The organism is Curtobacterium sp. 'Ferrero' (assembly GCF_002412165.1).
Taxonomy (GTDB): domain Bacteria; phylum Actinomycetota; class Actinomycetes; order Actinomycetales; family Microbacteriaceae; genus Curtobacterium.
This window is the reverse complement of record NZ_NXIA01000008.1, coordinates 35162-50976: the sequence shown is the minus strand read 5'-3', so window position 1 is coordinate 50976 and position 15815 is coordinate 35162. Positions and strand designations below refer to the sequence as shown.

13 protein-coding genes are annotated in these 15815 nt (G+C 73.1%); 4 read left to right on the top strand and 9 right to left on the bottom strand.

Annotation, left to right across the window (positions count from 1 at the left end):
* Positions 1-57 precede the first annotated feature (57 nt).
* Positions 58-486, top strand: a complete 429-nt coding sequence (locus tag Csp2054_RS08930; RefSeq protein ID WP_096898953.1) for a DUF6892 domain-containing protein — start codon at positions 58-60, stop codon at positions 484-486.
* A gap of 29 nt (positions 487-515) precedes the next feature.
* Here the strand turns inward: Csp2054_RS08930 and Csp2054_RS08925 are convergent, their stop codons facing one another.
* From Csp2054_RS08925 to Csp2054_RS08915, 3 genes are read right to left on the bottom strand one after another with little or no spacing between them, the layout of a single operon-like run.
* On the bottom strand, positions 516-1178 hold the full coding sequence (locus Csp2054_RS08925; protein WP_255252678.1) for a uracil-DNA glycosylase: 663 nt from the start codon (positions 1176-1178) through the stop codon (positions 516-518).
* A 7-nt stretch (positions 1179-1185) separates the two neighbouring features.
* Positions 1186-2388, bottom strand: coding sequence for a glycosyltransferase (locus tag Csp2054_RS08920; RefSeq protein WP_096898952.1), 1203 nt, complete (start codon positions 2386-2388; stop codon positions 1186-1188).
* Positions 2385-3242, bottom strand: a complete 858-nt coding sequence (locus Csp2054_RS08915) for a DUF429 domain-containing protein (RefSeq protein WP_176491632.1) — start codon at positions 3240-3242, stop codon at positions 2385-2387. Before Csp2054_RS08915 ends, Csp2054_RS08920 begins: the two co-directional genes overlap by 4 nt.
* A gap of 52 nt (positions 3243-3294) precedes the next feature.
* On the opposite strand from Csp2054_RS08915, the gene ligD reads away from it, so the two are divergent.
* Positions 3295-4314, top strand: coding sequence for a non-homologous end-joining DNA ligase (gene ligD / locus Csp2054_RS08910; protein WP_176491631.1), 1020 nt, complete (start codon positions 3295-3297; stop codon positions 4312-4314).
* Here the strand turns inward: ligD and Csp2054_RS18075 are convergent.
* Together Csp2054_RS18075 and Csp2054_RS08905 are read right to left on the bottom strand one after the other, a co-directional pair.
* Positions 4311-4448, bottom strand: a complete 138-nt coding sequence (locus Csp2054_RS18075) for a hypothetical protein (RefSeq protein ID WP_176491630.1) — start codon at positions 4446-4448, stop codon at positions 4311-4313. The genes ligD and Csp2054_RS18075 overlap by 4 nt on opposite strands.
* 77 nt (positions 4449-4525) lie before the next feature.
* Positions 4526-5569 (bottom strand): ATP-dependent DNA ligase, encoded by a 1044-nt coding sequence (locus Csp2054_RS08905; RefSeq protein WP_096898951.1) that lies wholly within the window; start codon positions 5567-5569, stop codon positions 4526-4528.
* Between the two features lie 415 nt (positions 5570-5984).
* Here Csp2054_RS08905 and Csp2054_RS08900 point away from each other — a divergent pair, with 415 nt between their 5' ends.
* Entirely contained in the window at positions 5985-6992 is a 1008-nt protein-coding gene (locus Csp2054_RS08900; protein WP_176491629.1) for an MBL fold metallo-hydrolase, read from the top strand.
* A 24-nt stretch (positions 6993-7016) separates the two neighbouring features.
* On the opposite strand, the gene Csp2054_RS08895 is transcribed toward Csp2054_RS08900, so the two are convergent.
* The 4 genes from Csp2054_RS08895 to Csp2054_RS08880 all read right to left on the bottom strand — a co-directional run bounded on the left by Csp2054_RS08895 (position 7017) and on the right by Csp2054_RS08880 (position 12159).
* Complete coding sequence (locus Csp2054_RS08895; protein WP_096898949.1) at positions 7017-7649, bottom strand: FMN-dependent NADH-azoreductase; 633 nt, start codon at positions 7647-7649, stop codon at positions 7017-7019.
* Positions 7650-7790: 141 nt separating this feature from the next.
* Positions 7791-9437: a putative Ig domain-containing protein gene (locus Csp2054_RS08890; protein WP_096898948.1), complete on the bottom strand. Its 1647-nt coding sequence runs from the start codon at positions 9435-9437 to the stop codon at positions 7791-7793.
* A 254-nt stretch (positions 9438-9691) separates the two neighbouring features.
* Positions 9692-11014 carry a hypothetical protein gene (locus Csp2054_RS08885; protein ID WP_096898947.1) on the bottom strand — a complete coding sequence of 441 codons (1323 nt, stop codon included), beginning with the start codon at positions 11012-11014 and terminating at the stop codon, positions 9692-9694.
* 242 nt (positions 11015-11256) lie between these two features.
* The gene (locus Csp2054_RS08880) at positions 11257-12159 is read right to left on the bottom strand and encodes a LysR family transcriptional regulator (RefSeq protein WP_096898946.1); all 903 of its coding nucleotides are present in this window, start codon (positions 12157-12159) and stop codon (positions 11257-11259) included.
* Positions 12160-12240: 81 nt separating this feature from the next.
* On the opposite strand from Csp2054_RS08880, the gene Csp2054_RS08875 reads away from it, so the two are divergent.
* Complete coding sequence (locus Csp2054_RS08875; protein WP_096898945.1) at positions 12241-15723, top strand: proline dehydrogenase family protein; 3483 nt, start codon at positions 12241-12243, stop codon at positions 15721-15723.
* The last annotated feature ends 92 nt before the right edge of the window (positions 15724-15815 follow it).

Sequence of the window (15815 nt, the reverse complement as noted above, 5' to 3'; positions counted from 1 at the left end):
CCGCGGACACCGAGGAGCCGAACGCCGGCTCGGGCACCGATCACTACGCTCCGAGCCATGGACGACGAGACCAACGCCCCCGAGGAGCCCGTCGAGTTCGCGGACTTCGCCGCGAAGCTGCTCGTGCTCGACGTGCTCTGCTACGACCTCGACGTCGTGCAGCCCTACGACCCCGGGGACGCCGACGAGACCGACGAGGACCTCGGCGTCGACGGGCAGGACGACCGAGCGCGCGAGTACTACGACGACCTCGACCTCCTGCCGTCGCAGCTGGCGCTCGTGACCGAGCTCACGGTCGACAGCGATCTCGAGGTGCTGCAGGACGTGCACCCGGGGTGGGACGGTTCCGACGACCGGTACGACGTGCAGAACTGGGACGACGTGCTCGACCTGCCGGAGCTCCGCGTCGTGTACGCCGCCGCGCCGCTGCCCGCACACGTCGCCGACCGGCTCGCGGCGAAGGGCGTCGAGGTCCGCTCCGCCTGACGTGCGGTCACGCGCCGCGGGTGCGGCCGTCAGGCGTCGCGGAGCGCACGCATCTCCGCCGTGAACTGCGTCGCGCCACCCTGAGCCGGATGCCGCACGGCCACGGCGTCGATCCCCGCGAGCGCCAGCGCACCCTGCGCCTTGCGCCCGACCGCGACGACCCGTACATCGGCATCGGCATCGGCATCGGCATCGGCCGCGGCACCCCCGGCACCGCCACCCGTGCGCCGCGTCCGCAGCGCCTCGAGCAACGCCAGCGCGACCGGCGCCCCGTCGCGCACCTCCTGCGGCCGGGGCGTCCGGTTCGTCAGCCGGTCGGGAGCCCGGAACGGGTGGTGCGGGAACACCGCCCACGTCACCGGGAGCGGCCCGCGCCAGTCGGCGAGGACGGCCTGCACCACCCGGGACGACGCCTCCCACGGCGCGGTCGGCTCCTCCGGCGCGAGGTACCCGGCACCGAGCTCCCGCATGCTCGTGAACGGCACGCCCGTGTTCGTCATGCCCCGCCACCCGGGCGCCTCGGCCACGAGGAGCATGCCCGCGGTGGGCGCGACGGCGTCGAGGTAGCGCGACAGGTTCGTCCGCCGCAGCCGACCGGCCGCCGTCGACACGTCGTACAGCGCCTCGGCGTCGGCCGCAGCTGGCACCGCGTCGAGCGCTGCCCAGAACCGGGTGAGGTCGATCACGGGCACGCCCCGGTCACTCCCGGCCGAGGACTCGACGGTAGACCTGCTCGAGTCCCGCAGCCGACCGTTCCCAGCTCAGCCGCTCGGCGTGCTCGCGACCGGCCGCGGCGAGCCCGGCGGCGTACGCGTCGTCGGTCAGGATGTGCGCGATCTCGTCGGCCCAGACAGCCGGGTCGCGCGACTCGAGCACCACCCCGGTCTCCCCGTCGACCACGGCCTCGCGCAGCCCACCGGCGGCAGCGGCGACGACGGGCACACCGGAAGCGGAGCCCTCGAGCGCGACGAGCCCGTACGTCTCCGAGTGCGACGGGACGAGCACGGCTGCCGCGCCACGGAACAGGAACGCCAGGTCGGCGCGGGACTGCGGACCGACGAACGTGACGCGGTCGGCGATGCCGTGCGCGGCGGCGAGCCGGCGCAGTTCTTCCACGTAGTCGCCCGCCTCACTCGAGGCGTCCCCGGCGATGACGAGGGTGGGTCGTGCCTCCCGGTCGATGCCGGCGATCGCCTCGATCGCCAGGTCGAGGCCCTTGAGCGGCTGCACCCGTGCCGCGGCGACCACGTACGGCACGTCCGCGCGCCGCGCGCCGGCGGACGCCGGGCGGAACACCGAGCCGTCCACCCCCGGCGGGACGATCCACACCCGCGAGGGGTCACCGCCCAGGCGCTCCCGGACGGTCTCCGCCTCGGCGGACGAAACCACGACCACGGCGTCCGACTCGCGGGCCAGCAGCCGTTCGCCCGCAGGCCGCCCCGCCGATTCGGGCCGCTCGCCCTCGGACAGCGGCGTGTCGTCGTCCGCCGCGATCGAGTGGAAGGACTGCACGTGCGGCACACCACGCTCCCGTGCGACCGGCAGGGCCGCCGCGCCGGAGAACCAGTGGTGGGAGTGCAGGACGTCGAACGGACCGAGGTGCGCGAGTTCGTCGCGGAACGGGGCGATGAACGCATCGTGCTCGCCCTTCGGCACCGGTTGGGCAGGCCCGGCGGACACGAACCGCAGGCACACCCCGGGCACGAGGGACACCGAGTCCGGCTGCGTCGGCGACGACCGGCGGGTGATGATGTCGACGTGGTGGCCGCGGTCCGCCAAGGCCTCGGCCTGGTGGCGGACGACGACGTTCATGCCGCCGACCTCGCCGGAGCCGGGCTCGTCGCCGGGGGAGGTGTGCAGCGACACCAGCCCGATGCGCAGGGGATCGGTAGTCGTCGTCACCCGTCCAGCCTACCGAGGTGCCGCCGCTGCGACGGTCGGGCAGGAGCCACGATGACGGGCCTTCGGCCCGCCTCGTCCGGCGGCTCTGCCGGGTCGGACGGGAGGCCCGGATCACGTCCCAGCACCTGCACGCGTCCGTCGCCGTGCCGCTCCCAGAACGCGGCGGTCCAGGCGCACAGGGCGCCGTCGAGCAGGTCCTCCCGGTGCTTGTGCGTCGGCCCGTGCACCCCGGAGGGTTCGGCGAGCCCGGCCGTCAGCGGATGCGAGTCGAGGAGCAGCGGAGGGTCGAGCGGCGTCGTCCGGATCCGGTGCACGAGCTCGTCGAACGCCACCGCGCGGCGGGCACGGGCCTCGGCCGGCGGGATCCGCGTGTCCAGCCGCTTGTACCGGGGGCGCTCGTCGTCGTGGCCGAGCTCCTCGACGCCGACGAGCGTCGTGTACGGGTAGCACTCGAACACCGCCGGAGCCGTCCGCTCCCGCATCGCGGCCGTGCTGTCGACGTAACCGACGCCGAGCGCCGTCAACCGCTCCAGCAGCCGGGCACCGGCGCTCGCCGCGGAGCCGAGGTTCGTCGGGTTGGCCGCGACCTTCCACCGGCCGTAGCGCTGCCCGACCTGCCGTTCGGCCTCGCGGATGCCCGTCGGGTTCGTCACGACGAGGGAGGCGTCGACGGCGATGAGTGTCCGTGGCCCCAGGTGCTCCGCGATCCACGTCGTCACCGTGTCCACCCCGCGGGCCCAGCCGGCGTCGGTGATCGTCCCGTCGGAGGCCATCGCGACGAGCCCGGTCTCGTTCGCGGGCTTCCGCTCCGAGCCGAGTCCCCACGCCAGGTCCACCCCGAGGTACGCCGTCACGGACCCATCCTGCTCGGAGCAGTGGCAGGAACGCACGTGTAGCTTCCGCTGCATGGCGAGCGAGGCGACGACGCTGACGGTCCCGGGGCCCGACGGCGACCGGGAGATCCGGATCAGCAGCCCGTCACGGGTGCTCTGGAGCGAGTCGGGCATCACGAAGCTCGACCTCGCGCAGTACCTGGTCGCCGTCGGTGACGCGTTCGTGCGCGCGAACGGCGACCGGCCGATCTCGCTGCAACGGTTCCCCGGCGGTGTCGACGGCGAGGACTTCTTCTCGAAGAACCCGCCCAAGGGCGCGCCCGACTACGTCCGCGACGTGATGGTCACCTACCCGAGCGGTCGGCGGCACCCGCAGCTGGTGGTCGACGAGCCGGCCGTCGCTGTTTGGGCGGCGCAGATGAACACCGTCGTCTTCCACCCGTGGGCCTCCCGCGCCGAGGACCCCGACCACCCGGACCAGCTCCGCATCGACCTCGACCCGCAGCCGGGCACCGACTTCCGCGACACCGTGCCGGTCGCGCACGAGCTCCGGGAGGTGCTCGCCGAGGTCGGGCTCACCGCGTGGATCAAGACGAGCGGGAACCGCGGCCTGCACGTCTTCGCGCCGGTGCGCCCCGAGCACGAGTTCCTCGACGTGCGGCACGCGGTGATCGCCGCAGCACGGGAGCTCGAGCGGCGGATGCCGGACCGGGTGACGACGGCGTGGTGGAAGGAGGAGCGCGGGCAGCGGGTGTTCGTCGACTTCAACCAGGCGAACCGCGACCGTACGATGGCGGGCGCCTACAGCCCTCGGGCGCTGCCGCACGCGAGCGTCTCGACGCCGGTCACGTGGGAGGAGCTCGACGCGGTCGACCCGACCACGTTCACGGTGCGCACGGTGCCCGACCGGCTGCGTGCGCACGGCGATCCGTGGGAGACCATGCACGCCGAGCCGGGAGACGTCGGGCCCCTGCTCGCGTGGTGGGAGCGTGACCTGGCGGACGGGCTCGGCGAGTTGCCGTTCCCGCCGGACTTCCCGAAGATGCCGGGCGAGCCCCCGCGAGTCCAGCCGTCCCGCGCGAGGAAGGCCTAGTTCCGCTCGTCGACCACGGGCGCGCTTTCGTCGACGCGGGTCGTCCGCATCGGCAGCGAGATGCTCGCCGTGTTGAGTCGGGTCAGTCGCGACCAGGTGCCGCGGTGGGTTTCGCTGATGCCGTCGATGACCATGTGTTCCTCCCTGCCCCGAGGTTACTAGGTAGGCTAACTAAGTCGAGCACATGAGCGGAGATCGGACAGCTCGGTCCTCATTCGAGGACGTTGCGGAGGTCCCAGGCGACCGGCACCTCGAGCTGGTCGAACCGGCACGACGCGGCGTCCCGGTCCGGCCGCCAGCGGTCGAACTGGACCGTGTGCCGGAACCGGTCGCCCTCCATCTGGTCGTAGCGGACCTCCAGCACGAGCGACGGCGCCAGCCGGACGAACGACGTGTCGCGACCCGACGAGAACCGCGACCGCTCCCCGTCACCGGTGACGGGCCTCCCGTCCGTGTCCCGGACGACCACCGGCTCGAGCTCCTCGACCAGCTCCGCGCGCCGCCGGTCCGAGAACGCGGACACGCCACCGACCTGCCGCAGCTCCCCGTCCTCGTCGTACAACCCGACGAGGAGCGATCCCACCCCGTGCCCGCTCTTGTGGATCCGGTAGCCGATCGCGACGACGTCGGCGGTCCGGTGGTGCTTGACCTTGAGCATCGTGCGCTTGCCCGGTTCGTACGGCCGCGCCCGGGGCTTCGCGACGACGCCGTCGAGCCCGGCGCCCTCGAACGTGGTGAACCACTCGCGGGCGAGGTCGACGTCGAGTGTCGTCCGCGTGACGAACAGCGGGTCGGCGAGTCCTTCCCCGAGTCGCTCGAGCCGGTCACGGCGGTCGTCGAACGGTCGGTCGGTCAGGTCCTCGCCGTCGGTCGCCAGTAGGTCGAACGCGACGAACTGCGCCGGCGTCTCATGGGAGAGCTTCGTGATGCGCGACTCGGCGGGATGGATCCGCTGCGTCAGGGCGTCCCAGTCGAGGTGCTCGGCACCGGGTCCGCCGGAGCGCACCACCACTTCGCCGTCGAGGACGACCGGGTGGTCACGGCCCCCGAGCTGGTCGCGGAACGCGGTCACGAGCTCCGGGAAGTACCGCGTCAGCGGCTTGGCGCCGCGACTGCCGATCTCGACGTGGTCGCCGTCGACCGTCACGACGCCGCGGAACCCGTCCCACTTCGGCTCGTAGCGCAGGCCGCCGCGCACACTGTCCGGCTCCGGCACCGTCGGCACGGCCTTCGCGAGCATGGGAGCGATGTCCATGCGGCCTGTCTACTCGCCCGGTGGTGGCGGCGGCGTCGGGCGGGACGTCGGGGTTCGGCGCTCGACTGCGGCGGGGTCGGGTCCGGCGCTCGGCCGCGGCGGGGACGGGTTCCCAGTTCTCGCGTTGGCCGATCCGGTTCGCGATCCCCGCGGCGAGCGAACCGGATCGGCCAACGCGCCGATCGCGGGCATGGTCGCCCCTGGACAGGCGGGGTGGCGTGCGCGGACGGGAGGTGGTCGTCCGGGAGGGTCGGTGCGGGTCCGGCGCATCGGCGCGCGTCAGTAGGGTGGTGGCGTGACGACCGTGCCTCCGGCGCCGCCCCCAGAGCCGGCGCGTGCACCAGAGCCGGCGCGTGCACCAGAGCCGGCGCGTGCACCAGTGCCGGCGCGTGCACCAGAGCCGGCGCGTGCACCAGTGCCGACCAGTCCCGTGCAGGCGGCGGCGCTGCGCGACGGTGTGCTCCCGCCGGTCGAGGAGTTCCGTCCGGGCGTGTGGACCCTCGCGGTGCCGTTCCGGTTCGGGGTGCCCGACGCCACGCTCGTGTACGTCCTCGAGGGTGACGACGGCTCGCTGACCCTCGTCGACCCCGGGTGGTCCGCCGACGACGACCTCGGCGCGCTCCAGGAGGGGCTCGCCGTGATGGGGCGAACGCTCGACGACGTCGGGCTCGTGGTCGTGACGCACCTGCACGCCGACCACCTCGGCGCTGCGGCTGCGGTGCGGCGGGCGAGCGGTGCGCGGGTCGCGATGCACCGGCGGGAGGTCGAGGCGCTCCACCGCGAGCGTGTGGACGCTGCGGCGACCGATGCGGACATCGCCTCGTGGGGACTCCCGGACGCCCTCGTGCCGGACGTGGTGGCCGCGTGGGGGAGCGGCCGACGGATCGGCATGGGACGGCTCGCCGAGCCGTACGCCGACCTGCTCCTGGAGGACGGCGACGACCTGCCGATCGCGGGCCGGTCGGTGCGGACGCTCTGGACCCCCGGGCACACCGACGGACACTGCTGTTTCGTCGACGAGGCCGACGGGCTCCTCTTCACCGGCGACCACGTGTTGCCGCGGATCAACTCCGGCATCGGACTGGGTGGGCGCACCGACACGAACCCGCTCGGGGACTACCTGTCCTCGCTCGGACGGCTCGAGCCGTACGCCCACCTCGAGGTCTGTCCCGGGCACGAGTACCGGTTCGCCGACGTCCTCTCGCGGGCGCACGTGCTGGCGCAGCACCGCCAGGAGCGGTCGCGACACGTCGCCGACGCCCTCGACGCGCTCGAGCGGCCGACGCTGTACGACGTCGCCACGCACGTGCCGTTCAGCGGCGGCATCGAGACCATGACCGGGTTCCTGCTCGCCAGCGCCCTGACGCAGACCGCGTTCCACGCCGACCTCCTCGGCCGCGGCGACGAGATCGTGCCGGCCTGACCGCTGCCGGACCGCCCCCGGCGATCAGCCGAGCGTGGTCGCGAGGCGCTCGAGCGTCACGCGGGCGTCGGCCACCTCCGCGCGGGCGTGCTCGGCGAGCGGCGCCAGGTCGGGCAGGCGGTCGGCGAGGGTCGCGCTCACCGTCACCGGGTAGTGCTTCATGCCGAACGCCGCGCCGAGCACGATCTGCAGGACCGGCGAACCGTGGTCCCACCCCTCCGTCGGCGTCCCGGCGTCGTAGGTGCCGCCACGGCTCACGACGGTGACGACCGGCTTGCCCGCGAGGGGCTGGACGCCCCCGGTGAGGACGCCCGGCACGTGCACGCGGTCGATCCACGCCTTGAGGGTGGACGGCACGGTGTAGTTGTACAGCGGCGCACCGATCACGACGACGTCCGCGGCGAGGAGCTCGTCGATGACCTCCTGGCGGCGCTGGTCGTCCTCGGGAGCGACCACCTCGTCGGCGGTCCGGTCAGCGGCCGCCCAGTGCAGCGCCGAGGTCTCCAGGTGCGGCAGCTGGTCGACGTGGAGGTCGCGCCGGACGACGGTGTACTCAGGTCCCCGCGCCCGCCACGCGTCGGCGAAGGCGGCGGTGAGCTCGCGCGAGCGGGAGTGCGCGAGGTCGGCGGAGGAGTCGATGTGCAGGAGCGTCGGCATGGAGGCCACGCTACCGACCCGCCGTGCCCTCCGACGCGACCACGGAGACGGGAACGGCCCCGCCGCGTCCGGGAGGGACGTGGCGGGGCCGTGTCGTGCCTCCTGTCCGTCACGGAGACCGCGACGGACCGGAGGCGCGGGTCAGCGCTGCGCGGAGCGGCGGCGCCAGGCGCGGGCGCCGATCAGACCGACACCGGCGAGGACGAGACCGGCGGCCCAGGGGAGGGCCCCCGTCGCGTCGGTGCCGGTGTAGGCGAGCTGGCGACCGGTCGCGGTCGGGGTGACGACCACGGCCGCCGGGGCGACCGTCGGCTGCACGTCGACCGCGAACGACACCGGCTGCAGGGCGCCGCTCGACACCGTCAGCGTGTGGGTCGAGGCGTGCGGGAAGGTGACGGCGAAGACGCCGTCGACCTCGACACCGTCCTCCGAGTACGTCTTCACGACGTCGGACGCCACGTCCGAGGTGACCTTCGCCGTGAAGGTCGGGTTGCCGTCGTCGTCGAAGTCCGTCGCGTCGTTGCCGAACCGGTCGACGGGCGACCCCTGGACGACGAGCGTGCCGCCCTGGGCGACCGTGGGACGGCCGGAGGGGGTGAGGGTGAGTTCGGACGGGAAGCCGTCGGAGTCGAGCTTGACGTCGAGCGTGTAGATCGAGCCGTCCGGCTGGATCAGCCAGACACGCTTCTTGTCCGCGGTGATCGACTTGGCGTCGAGCGTGTAGGCCGTGATGCCGATCGCGGCGGCGTGGTCGACCGTCAGCTCGACGTACTGGGTGGTGGAGACGTCGCCGCTCGTGGCCGTGATCGCGAAGTCGTAGAACGAGGCGAGCGTCGCGGTGCCGCTCAGCTCACCGGTGGACGGGTCGAACGTGATGCCCTCGGGCAGCTGGTCCTTCGGCGTGAAGTCGCTCTCGTCGCCGGCGTCGTCGGCCTGGAAGCCGACGGCGATGGTGTTGTCCGCCTGGCTCCGCGACGCGACGATCGAGTCGGCGGAGTCGGCCTCGTCGGACCAGTACCAGTCGAGCTTGTACGTCGGCGCGGGGGAGCCCTGCGCGCGGAACGTGTACGAGAACGCGTCGCCGGCCGTCGTGTCGAGGTACAGCGGCTCGTCCTGCGTCGTCTCGGGCATCGGCTTGCCGGACTCGTCGACGAAGACCGGGTCTTGCGTGATCACGGCGGAGGGGTCGGACTCGACGGTGGCCTGCCCCGTACCGTCGGCCTTGTCGCCGGTCACGGTGACGACGACCTGCTTGCCGGCCTCGGTCGCGTCGACCAGGTAGTACATGGTCTTCGAGACGACCGCGCCGGTGTCCTTGTCGGTCCAGACGTACTTGAAGGCGCCGTCGCCGTCGAAGCCTGCCCAGGTCGCGGCGAGCGACGAGCCGACCTTGGCGTCACCGGTGATCGTCACGGACGGGTCGACGACGGGGGCCTGCGGGGCGGCCAGGGTCGCGCGCGGCAGCGTGGTCGTGGTCGTGGTCGTGGTCGGGGCCGGCGTCGTGTCCGACGTCGGGGCGGGCGTGGACGGGTCGGCCGTCGGCTCGCCGGTCGGCGTCGCGGAGGGCGACGGCGTGGACGTCGGGTCGGACGCTGCCGGCTCGGTCGGCGCCGTCGTCGGGTCGGGCGTCGCGGTCGCGGTCGGTGCGTCCGTGACGGTCGTGGTCGGCGCGGTGTCGGCGTTCGCCGCGGTCGCCGTGACGATGCCGAGGCCGGTCGTCAGGACGACCAGTGCGGCGGTGGTCCCCAGCGCACACGCGCGCCGGACGGTGGAAGTGCTCTCGCGCACGTTCTCCCCCAGGAGTTCAGGTCCGGTCGGGTGCCGGATCGTGTGAATCTGCCGAGAGTCCTCGGCGCTGATCGGATCGTAGGGGACGCGTGCACCGCGCAGATGTACAGATTCCGAATTGTGACCTGGGTTGGGGGTGTGTGCGGGAACGCGCGGGCGCGACGGCTTCGGGGTGCGCGTGGATCGGCCAGACGACGGACGGGAGGCACAGCGCCATCCGGCACCGGGCCTCCCGTCCGCGAGTGGGTCGCGGCTCAGCTGCGACGGCGGCGCAGCCGGTACGCGAGCAGCGTCCCGCCCGCGGCGAGCAGTCCGAGCGCCCAGCCGATCGGACCGCGCTCGTCGGCGCCGGTGTAGGCGAGCGTCGCCCCGGTGCCGGTCGCCGTGGTCGCGACGGCCGCCGTGGCCACCGGGGTGACCGACACGACGAAGGTGTTCGACACCCCGTCCTGCGTCACCGTCAGGCGGTGCTGGGAGGCGTGCACGAACGTGACGCGTGCGGAGTCGTTCGCGGGGGTGGGCACGATCTGGTCCGACGCGACCGAGCTCGTCACGGTCGCCGGCTGCAGCCCGTCCGCGGTGAGCGGGACGGTCACGTTGCCGTACCGGTCGACCGCGAGCCCGTTCACGTTCAGGGAACTGCCCTGGCGCGCCGGGATCGAGGTCACGGTGCCGAGCGACTTCCCGGTCCCGCTGAACGCCTCGATCGTCCCGTTCGGCTCGATCAGGTACGCGGTGTCGCCGGGCTTGCCGGTCGTGACCTGGACCAGGACCCCGACCGGTGCCGCGGGTCGGACGGTCAGGCGGACGTACTCGTCCACCTGCGTGGAGCCGGACAGCGCCGTGACGCGGAAGGAGTACACCCCGGCCGTGGTGATGCTGCTCGTCAGGGTCCCGTCGAGGTTCACCTCGAGGCCCTTCTCCGCCGGTGCGACGAGGGCGAAGGTCGGGGTCGTCGTGCCGCCGGTGACGTGGAACACGTGCGAGAACGGCGTGCCCGCGGTGGCCGTGAGCTCGAGCGGCGACGATGCGCTCGACGGCTCCGTGAACGCCAGCGGCGCCGCGGCGACGGTGAGCCGGACGTACTCGGTGACCTGGGTGGAGCCGCTCAGCGCGACGACCTCGAAGTCGAACGTCCCCGCGGTCGGCGGCGTGCCGCTCAGCACGCCCGTCTCGACGTTCACGGTGTAGTCCGACGACGGGGCGTCCTGGATCGCGTACGCGACCGTCCCGTTGCCCCCGGTGGTGTGGAACGTGTGGCTGAACGGCGTGCCGACCGTGGCCGTCAGGGCGAGCGGAGCGGTCTTCGTCGACGGCTCGGTGAAGGCCAGGTCGCTGCCGTCGCTCGGCGTCGCGGCCGTCGTCGTGCCGCCGTTCGTCGAGCTGCTGCTCGTCGTCGTGCCAGACGTCGTGGTGGACGGCGTCGCGGAAGCGGGTGCGGTCTGCGTCGTCGCCGGTGTCGCCGCGTTCGCGGCGGTCACCCCGAACGCGGCGCCGGAGCCGGTCGTCACGACCGCGGCGACGGTCGCGGCGATGAGCACCGCGCGGCGGCGCGACGGAGTGGTGTGGTTCTGCATGGGGTCCCCTCGGAAGTGTGGTCGCGGGGCGGTCGTCCGCACCCGTCGGCGATGACGTTACGGCTCGGGAGCGACTCCCGAGCGACCGTCAGGTTGCAGTTCCATCACGGAAGCATTCGCGTCCGTTCAGGTGCTGACCTGGGGTTTTCCACAGCATGGTTGTGCGTGCTGCTCGTCGTCGGACGGGAGGAGCGCGGCGGGCCCGCACCGTGCCTCCTGTCCGGTGTCTGGTCTGGTCGGTCTCAGTCGCCGACCGCTGCGGCGGCGCGCTCCAGCTGGCCGCGCAACGCGCGGACCGCGGGCGAGGACGCCCCGGCCGCACGCACCACGGTGAAGATGGTTCGCCGCGGACGTTCCGGCAGCTCGACGAGACGGCACGTCGTGGTGCGTCCGGTCCACATGAGGTCCGGCATGAGGCTCACCGCGTTCCCGGACTCCACCAGCCGGATCTGCGTCTGCAGGTCCGCGGTCTCGTACCGCACGTCGGGTTCGAACCCCCACCGGCGACACACCTGCTCGGCGAAGTGCCGCGACGCCGTCCCGCGCGGCTCCATCACCCACGGCAGCGCCTCGGCGTCCGCGATCGACGACACCGCTGCGAGGGCGGTCTCGACCGGGGGCAGGGCCAGGCGGACGGCGTCGGTCGTCAGGTCCTCGCGGTGCAGGCCGGGGAACCGGGGTGCCGCGTGCGCCGGGTACTGCTCGGCGATCACCATGTCGAAGTCGCGGATCCAGGTCTCGTGCAGGGCGGTCTCCGGCTCGCGCTGCACCATCTCGATGCGCACCTCCGGGTGTTCGGTCGCCATCGCGTGCAGGGCGTTCGGCATGAGTGCGAGCGCCGCCGACTGGAACACCGCGACCCGGACGCGGCCCTGCACCGTCGGCATGCTGCCCTCGACCTGGGCCTGCGCCTGCTCCAGGACGTCGAGCACGTGCCCCGCGGCCTGCACGAGCACCTCCGCCTGCGGGGTGAGCTGCAGGCGCCGACCGGCCTTCCGGAGCAGGGGGACACCGGCCTCGCGCTCCAGGGCGGAGAGCTGCTGCGAGACGGCCGACGGGGTGAAGTTCAACGCCTCGGCGACGGCCGCGACGGTACCCCGGATCGAGAGCTCGCGGAGGAGCACGAGACGACGGACATCGAGCATGTCGAAACAGTAGCTGGGCTGCACGGTACCCGTCACGATTCGTTGCTTCCGCTGAATCGTCCGGGGTTCCACACTGATCCCATGACGACGACGCACGAGCCCTCCGCGACCACCCGCACCGGCGGCACCGACCCGCTGGCGGATGCATCCGTGGCACTCGTGCGGCAGTGGCTCGCCGAGGCCGAGTCGTACCCGGTCGACGGCTCCGCGAAGCAGCTCGCCGGGGTCCTCGCCGACCCGTCCGGGCTGGACTTCGCGGTCGGGTTCGTCGACGGCGTCGTCCGACCGGAGGACCTCGGCGTCGCCGCCCGGAAGCTCCGCGCCATCGCGCCCGACGCGCCGTCGTTCCTACCCGCGGCACTGCGCGGGCTCGTCCGGCTCGGCGGGACGATGGCCCCCGCCCTGCCCGGTGTCGTCGTCCCGATCGCCCGGCGCGTCCTCCGACAGATGGTCGGACACCTCATCGTCGACGCGACCGACGCCAAGCTCGGCCCGGCGATCGCGAAGATCCGGCGCGACGGCGTCCGCCTCAACGTCAACCTGCTCGGCGAGGCCGTCCTCGGCGAGGGCGAGGCCGCGCGCCGACTCCGCGGCACCGAACGACTCCTCGCCCGCGACGACGTCGACTACGTCTCGATCAAGGTCTCCTCGACCGTCCACCCGCACGCGCCGTGGGCGTTCGACCACGCCGTCGAGGACATCATCGAGAAGCTCCGCCCGCTGTTCCGCCGGGCGGCCCGGACCTCCCCGAACAAGTTCATCAACCTCGACATGGAGGAGTACAAGGACCTCGACCTCACCATCGCGGTCTTCACGAAGCTCCTCGACGAGCCCGAGTTCACGTCGCTCGAGGCCGGCATCGTCCTGCAGGCCTACCTGCCCGACGCGCTCGCCGCGATGCAGCACCTGCAGGAGTGGTCCGCCGCCCGACGCGCACGCGGCGGCGCCGGCATCAAGGTCCGGCTCGTCAAGGGCGCCAACCTGCCGATGGAGCAGGTCGAGGCGTCCGTGCACGGCTGGCCCCTCGCCACCTGGCACACCAAGCAGGACTCCGACACGAACTACAAGCGGGTGCTCGACTGGGCACTCACGCCGGACCGCGTCGCGAACGTGCGCGTCGGGGTCGCCGGGCACAACCTGTTCGACGTCGCGCACGCCTGGCTGCTGGCCGGTGAGCGGGGCGTGCGGGACGGGATCGAGTTCGAGATGCTGCTCGGCATGGCGCAGGGGCAGGCCGAGGCCGTCCGCCGCACGGTCGGCTCGCTCCTCCTGTACACGCCCGTCGTGCACCCCGGCGAGTTCGACGTCGCGATCGCGTACCTGATCCGCCGGCTGGAAGAGGGCGCCTCGCAGGAGAACTTCATGTCCGCGGTGTTCTCGCTCGCGTCGTCGCCGGCGCTGTTCGCCCGCGAGGAGGCACGCTTCCGCGACTCGCTCGCGCCGCTCGCCCTGCCCGGCGGACTCGACGCCCCCGCCCCGCACCGGGTCGCCGACCGCTACGCGGCCGTGACCCGCCCCGGCCCCGGACACTTCGAGAACACGCCCGACACCGACCCCTCGGTCGCCGCGAACCGCGAGTGGGGAGCGGCCATCACCGCCCGCGTCGCGTCCTCCACGCTCGGCGTCGCCGCCGTCCGGGAGGCACGGGTCGACTCCGCCTCGGCCCTCGACTCCGCGCTCACGCGCGTCCGGAACGCCGGTACCGAGTGGGGGACGTGGTCCGGTGCGGCGCGCGGCGCCGTGCTGCACGCCGTCGGGGACGCGCTCGAGGCGAACCGCGCCGCGCTCGTCGAGGTCATGGCCGCCGAGACCGGCAAGACCATCGACCAGGCCGATCCCGAGGTCTCCGAGGCGATCGACTTCGCCCACTTCTACGCCGAGCTCGCGGCGCAGCTCGACGACGTCGACGGTGCCTCCTTCACCCCGGCCTCCCTCACCCTGGTCGCCCCGCCGTGGAACTTCCCCGTGGCGATCCCGGCCGGGTCCACGCTCGCCGCGCTCGCCGCCGGGTCCGCCGTGGTGCTCAAGCCCGCGCCGCCTGCGGAGCGGAGCGGTGCGGTGCTCGCGTCGGTCATGTCGACCGCGTTCGACGCGATGGGCGCCCCTGCTGACGTGCTCGCGTTCCTGCAGGTCTCCGAGCACGACCTCGGGCAGCAGCTCGTCGCGTCGCCGCTCGTCGACCGGGTGATCCTCACCGGTGCCTACGAGACGGCCGAGCTCTTCCGGTCGTTCCGGCCCGACCTGCCGCTCCTCGCCGAGACCTCCGGCAAGAACGCGATCATCGTGACGCCCTCGGCCGACCTCGACCTCGCCGTGAAGGACGTCGTCGCCTCGGCGTTCGGGCACGCGGGACAGAAGTGCTCCGCCGCCTCCCTCGTCGTGCTCGTCGGGTCCGTGGCCCGATCGAGGCGGTTCCGGTCGCAGCTGCTCGACGCCGTGTCGTCGCTCACCGTCGGCTACCCCAGCGACGCCACCACGCAGATGGGGCCGGTCATCGAGCCCGCCGCCGGCAAGCTCCTCGAGGGGCTGACGACGCTCGGCGCGGGGGAGACCTGGGCCGTCCAGCCGAAGCAGCTCGACGACACCGGGAAGCTCTGGAGCCCCGGGGTCCGCGACGGGGTCGCACGCGGCTCGGCGTTCCACCGCACCGAGTACTTCGGGCCGATCCTCGGCATCATGACCGCGGCGTCGCTCGACGAGGCGATCGACATCGTCAACGAGGTCGACTACGGCCTCACCTCGGGGCTGCACTCGCTCGACACCGACGAGATCCACACCTGGCTCGACCGGATCGAGGCGGGCAACCTCTACGTCAACCGCGGCATCACCGGGGCCATCGTCCGTCGCCAGCCGTTCGGCGGGTGGAAGAAGTCGGCCGTCGGTGCCGGGACCAAGGCCGGTGGGCTGAACTACCTGCTCGGGCTCGGATCGTGGTCGCCTGCTCCCGCTGGTGACGTCGACGGCGTCGCCATCTCCGGGCCGGTGTCGTCGTTCATTCGGGCAACCGGTGTCGCCTCGCCGTCGCTCGACCGTGCGGTGGCGTCCGACCAACGGGCGTGGGAGTCGCTGTACGGCACCGCCGTCGACGTCTCGGGGCTGAGCGCCGAGCGGAACATCGCGCGGTACCTGCCCTACCCCGGCGTGCACGTCCGACTGGCCTCCGACGACGATTCCTCGCTCGACGTCGAGGCGCTCGTGCGGGTCGTGGCCGCTGCGGTCCGGGCCGGCACCACGATCGACGTCTCGGTCGCCGGGACGCTCCCGGGAGCGGTCGCGTCGGCGATCCGGTCCCTGACGGTCGTCCGGTCGTTCGGGGAGGGGCAGTCCGACGAGGCGTTCGCGGCGCGCGTCGCCGGCGGTCCCTCGACGCGCGTGCGGCTCATCGGGGGCGATGCATCGGCGCTGTACGGCGCGGTCGGGGGTCGTCCGGACGTCGCCGTGTACGCCGAGCCGGTGACCGAGGCCGGTCGGCTCGAGGTGCTGCCGTTCCTCCGGGAGCAGGCGGTGTCGATCACGGCGCACCGCTTCGGCACGCCGAACCACCTCACCGACGACCTGATCTAGCGTGCGGGCGGGCCGCTCCGGCGGCGGGCGCGACGGGCTCCCACGAACGACGGGCTCCCCGCGACAGCGACATCGAACCGGATGTTCGGGTC

Excerpts from the sequence above, each read along its gene's own strand:
- Csp2054_RS08875 (WP_096898945.1), top strand. The coding sequence starts at position 12,241 with ATGACGACGACGCACGAGCCCTCCGCGACCACCCGCACCGGCGGCACC.
- Csp2054_RS08930 (WP_096898953.1), top strand. The coding sequence starts at position 58 with ATGGACGACGAGACCAACGCCCCCGAGGAGCCCGTCGAGTTCGCGGAC.
- ligD (WP_176491631.1), top strand. The coding sequence starts at position 3,295 with ATGGCGAGCGAGGCGACGACGCTGACGGTCCCGGGGCCCGACGGCGAC.
- Csp2054_RS08880 (WP_096898946.1), bottom strand. The coding sequence starts at position 12,159 with ATGCTCGATGTCCGTCGTCTCGTGCTCCTCCGCGAGCTCTCGATCCGG.
- Csp2054_RS08885 (WP_096898947.1), bottom strand. The coding sequence starts at position 11,014 with ATGCAGAACCACACCACTCCGTCGCGCCGCCGCGCGGTGCTCATCGCC.
- Csp2054_RS18075 (WP_176491630.1), bottom strand. The coding sequence starts at position 4,448 with ATGGTCATCGACGGCATCAGCGAAACCCACCGCGGCACCTGGTCGCGA.
- Csp2054_RS08905 (WP_096898951.1), bottom strand. The coding sequence starts at position 5,569 with ATGGACATCGCTCCCATGCTCGCGAAGGCCGTGCCGACGGTGCCGGAG.
- Csp2054_RS08895 (WP_096898949.1), bottom strand. The coding sequence starts at position 7,649 with ATGCCGACGCTCCTGCACATCGACTCCTCCGCCGACCTCGCGCACTCC.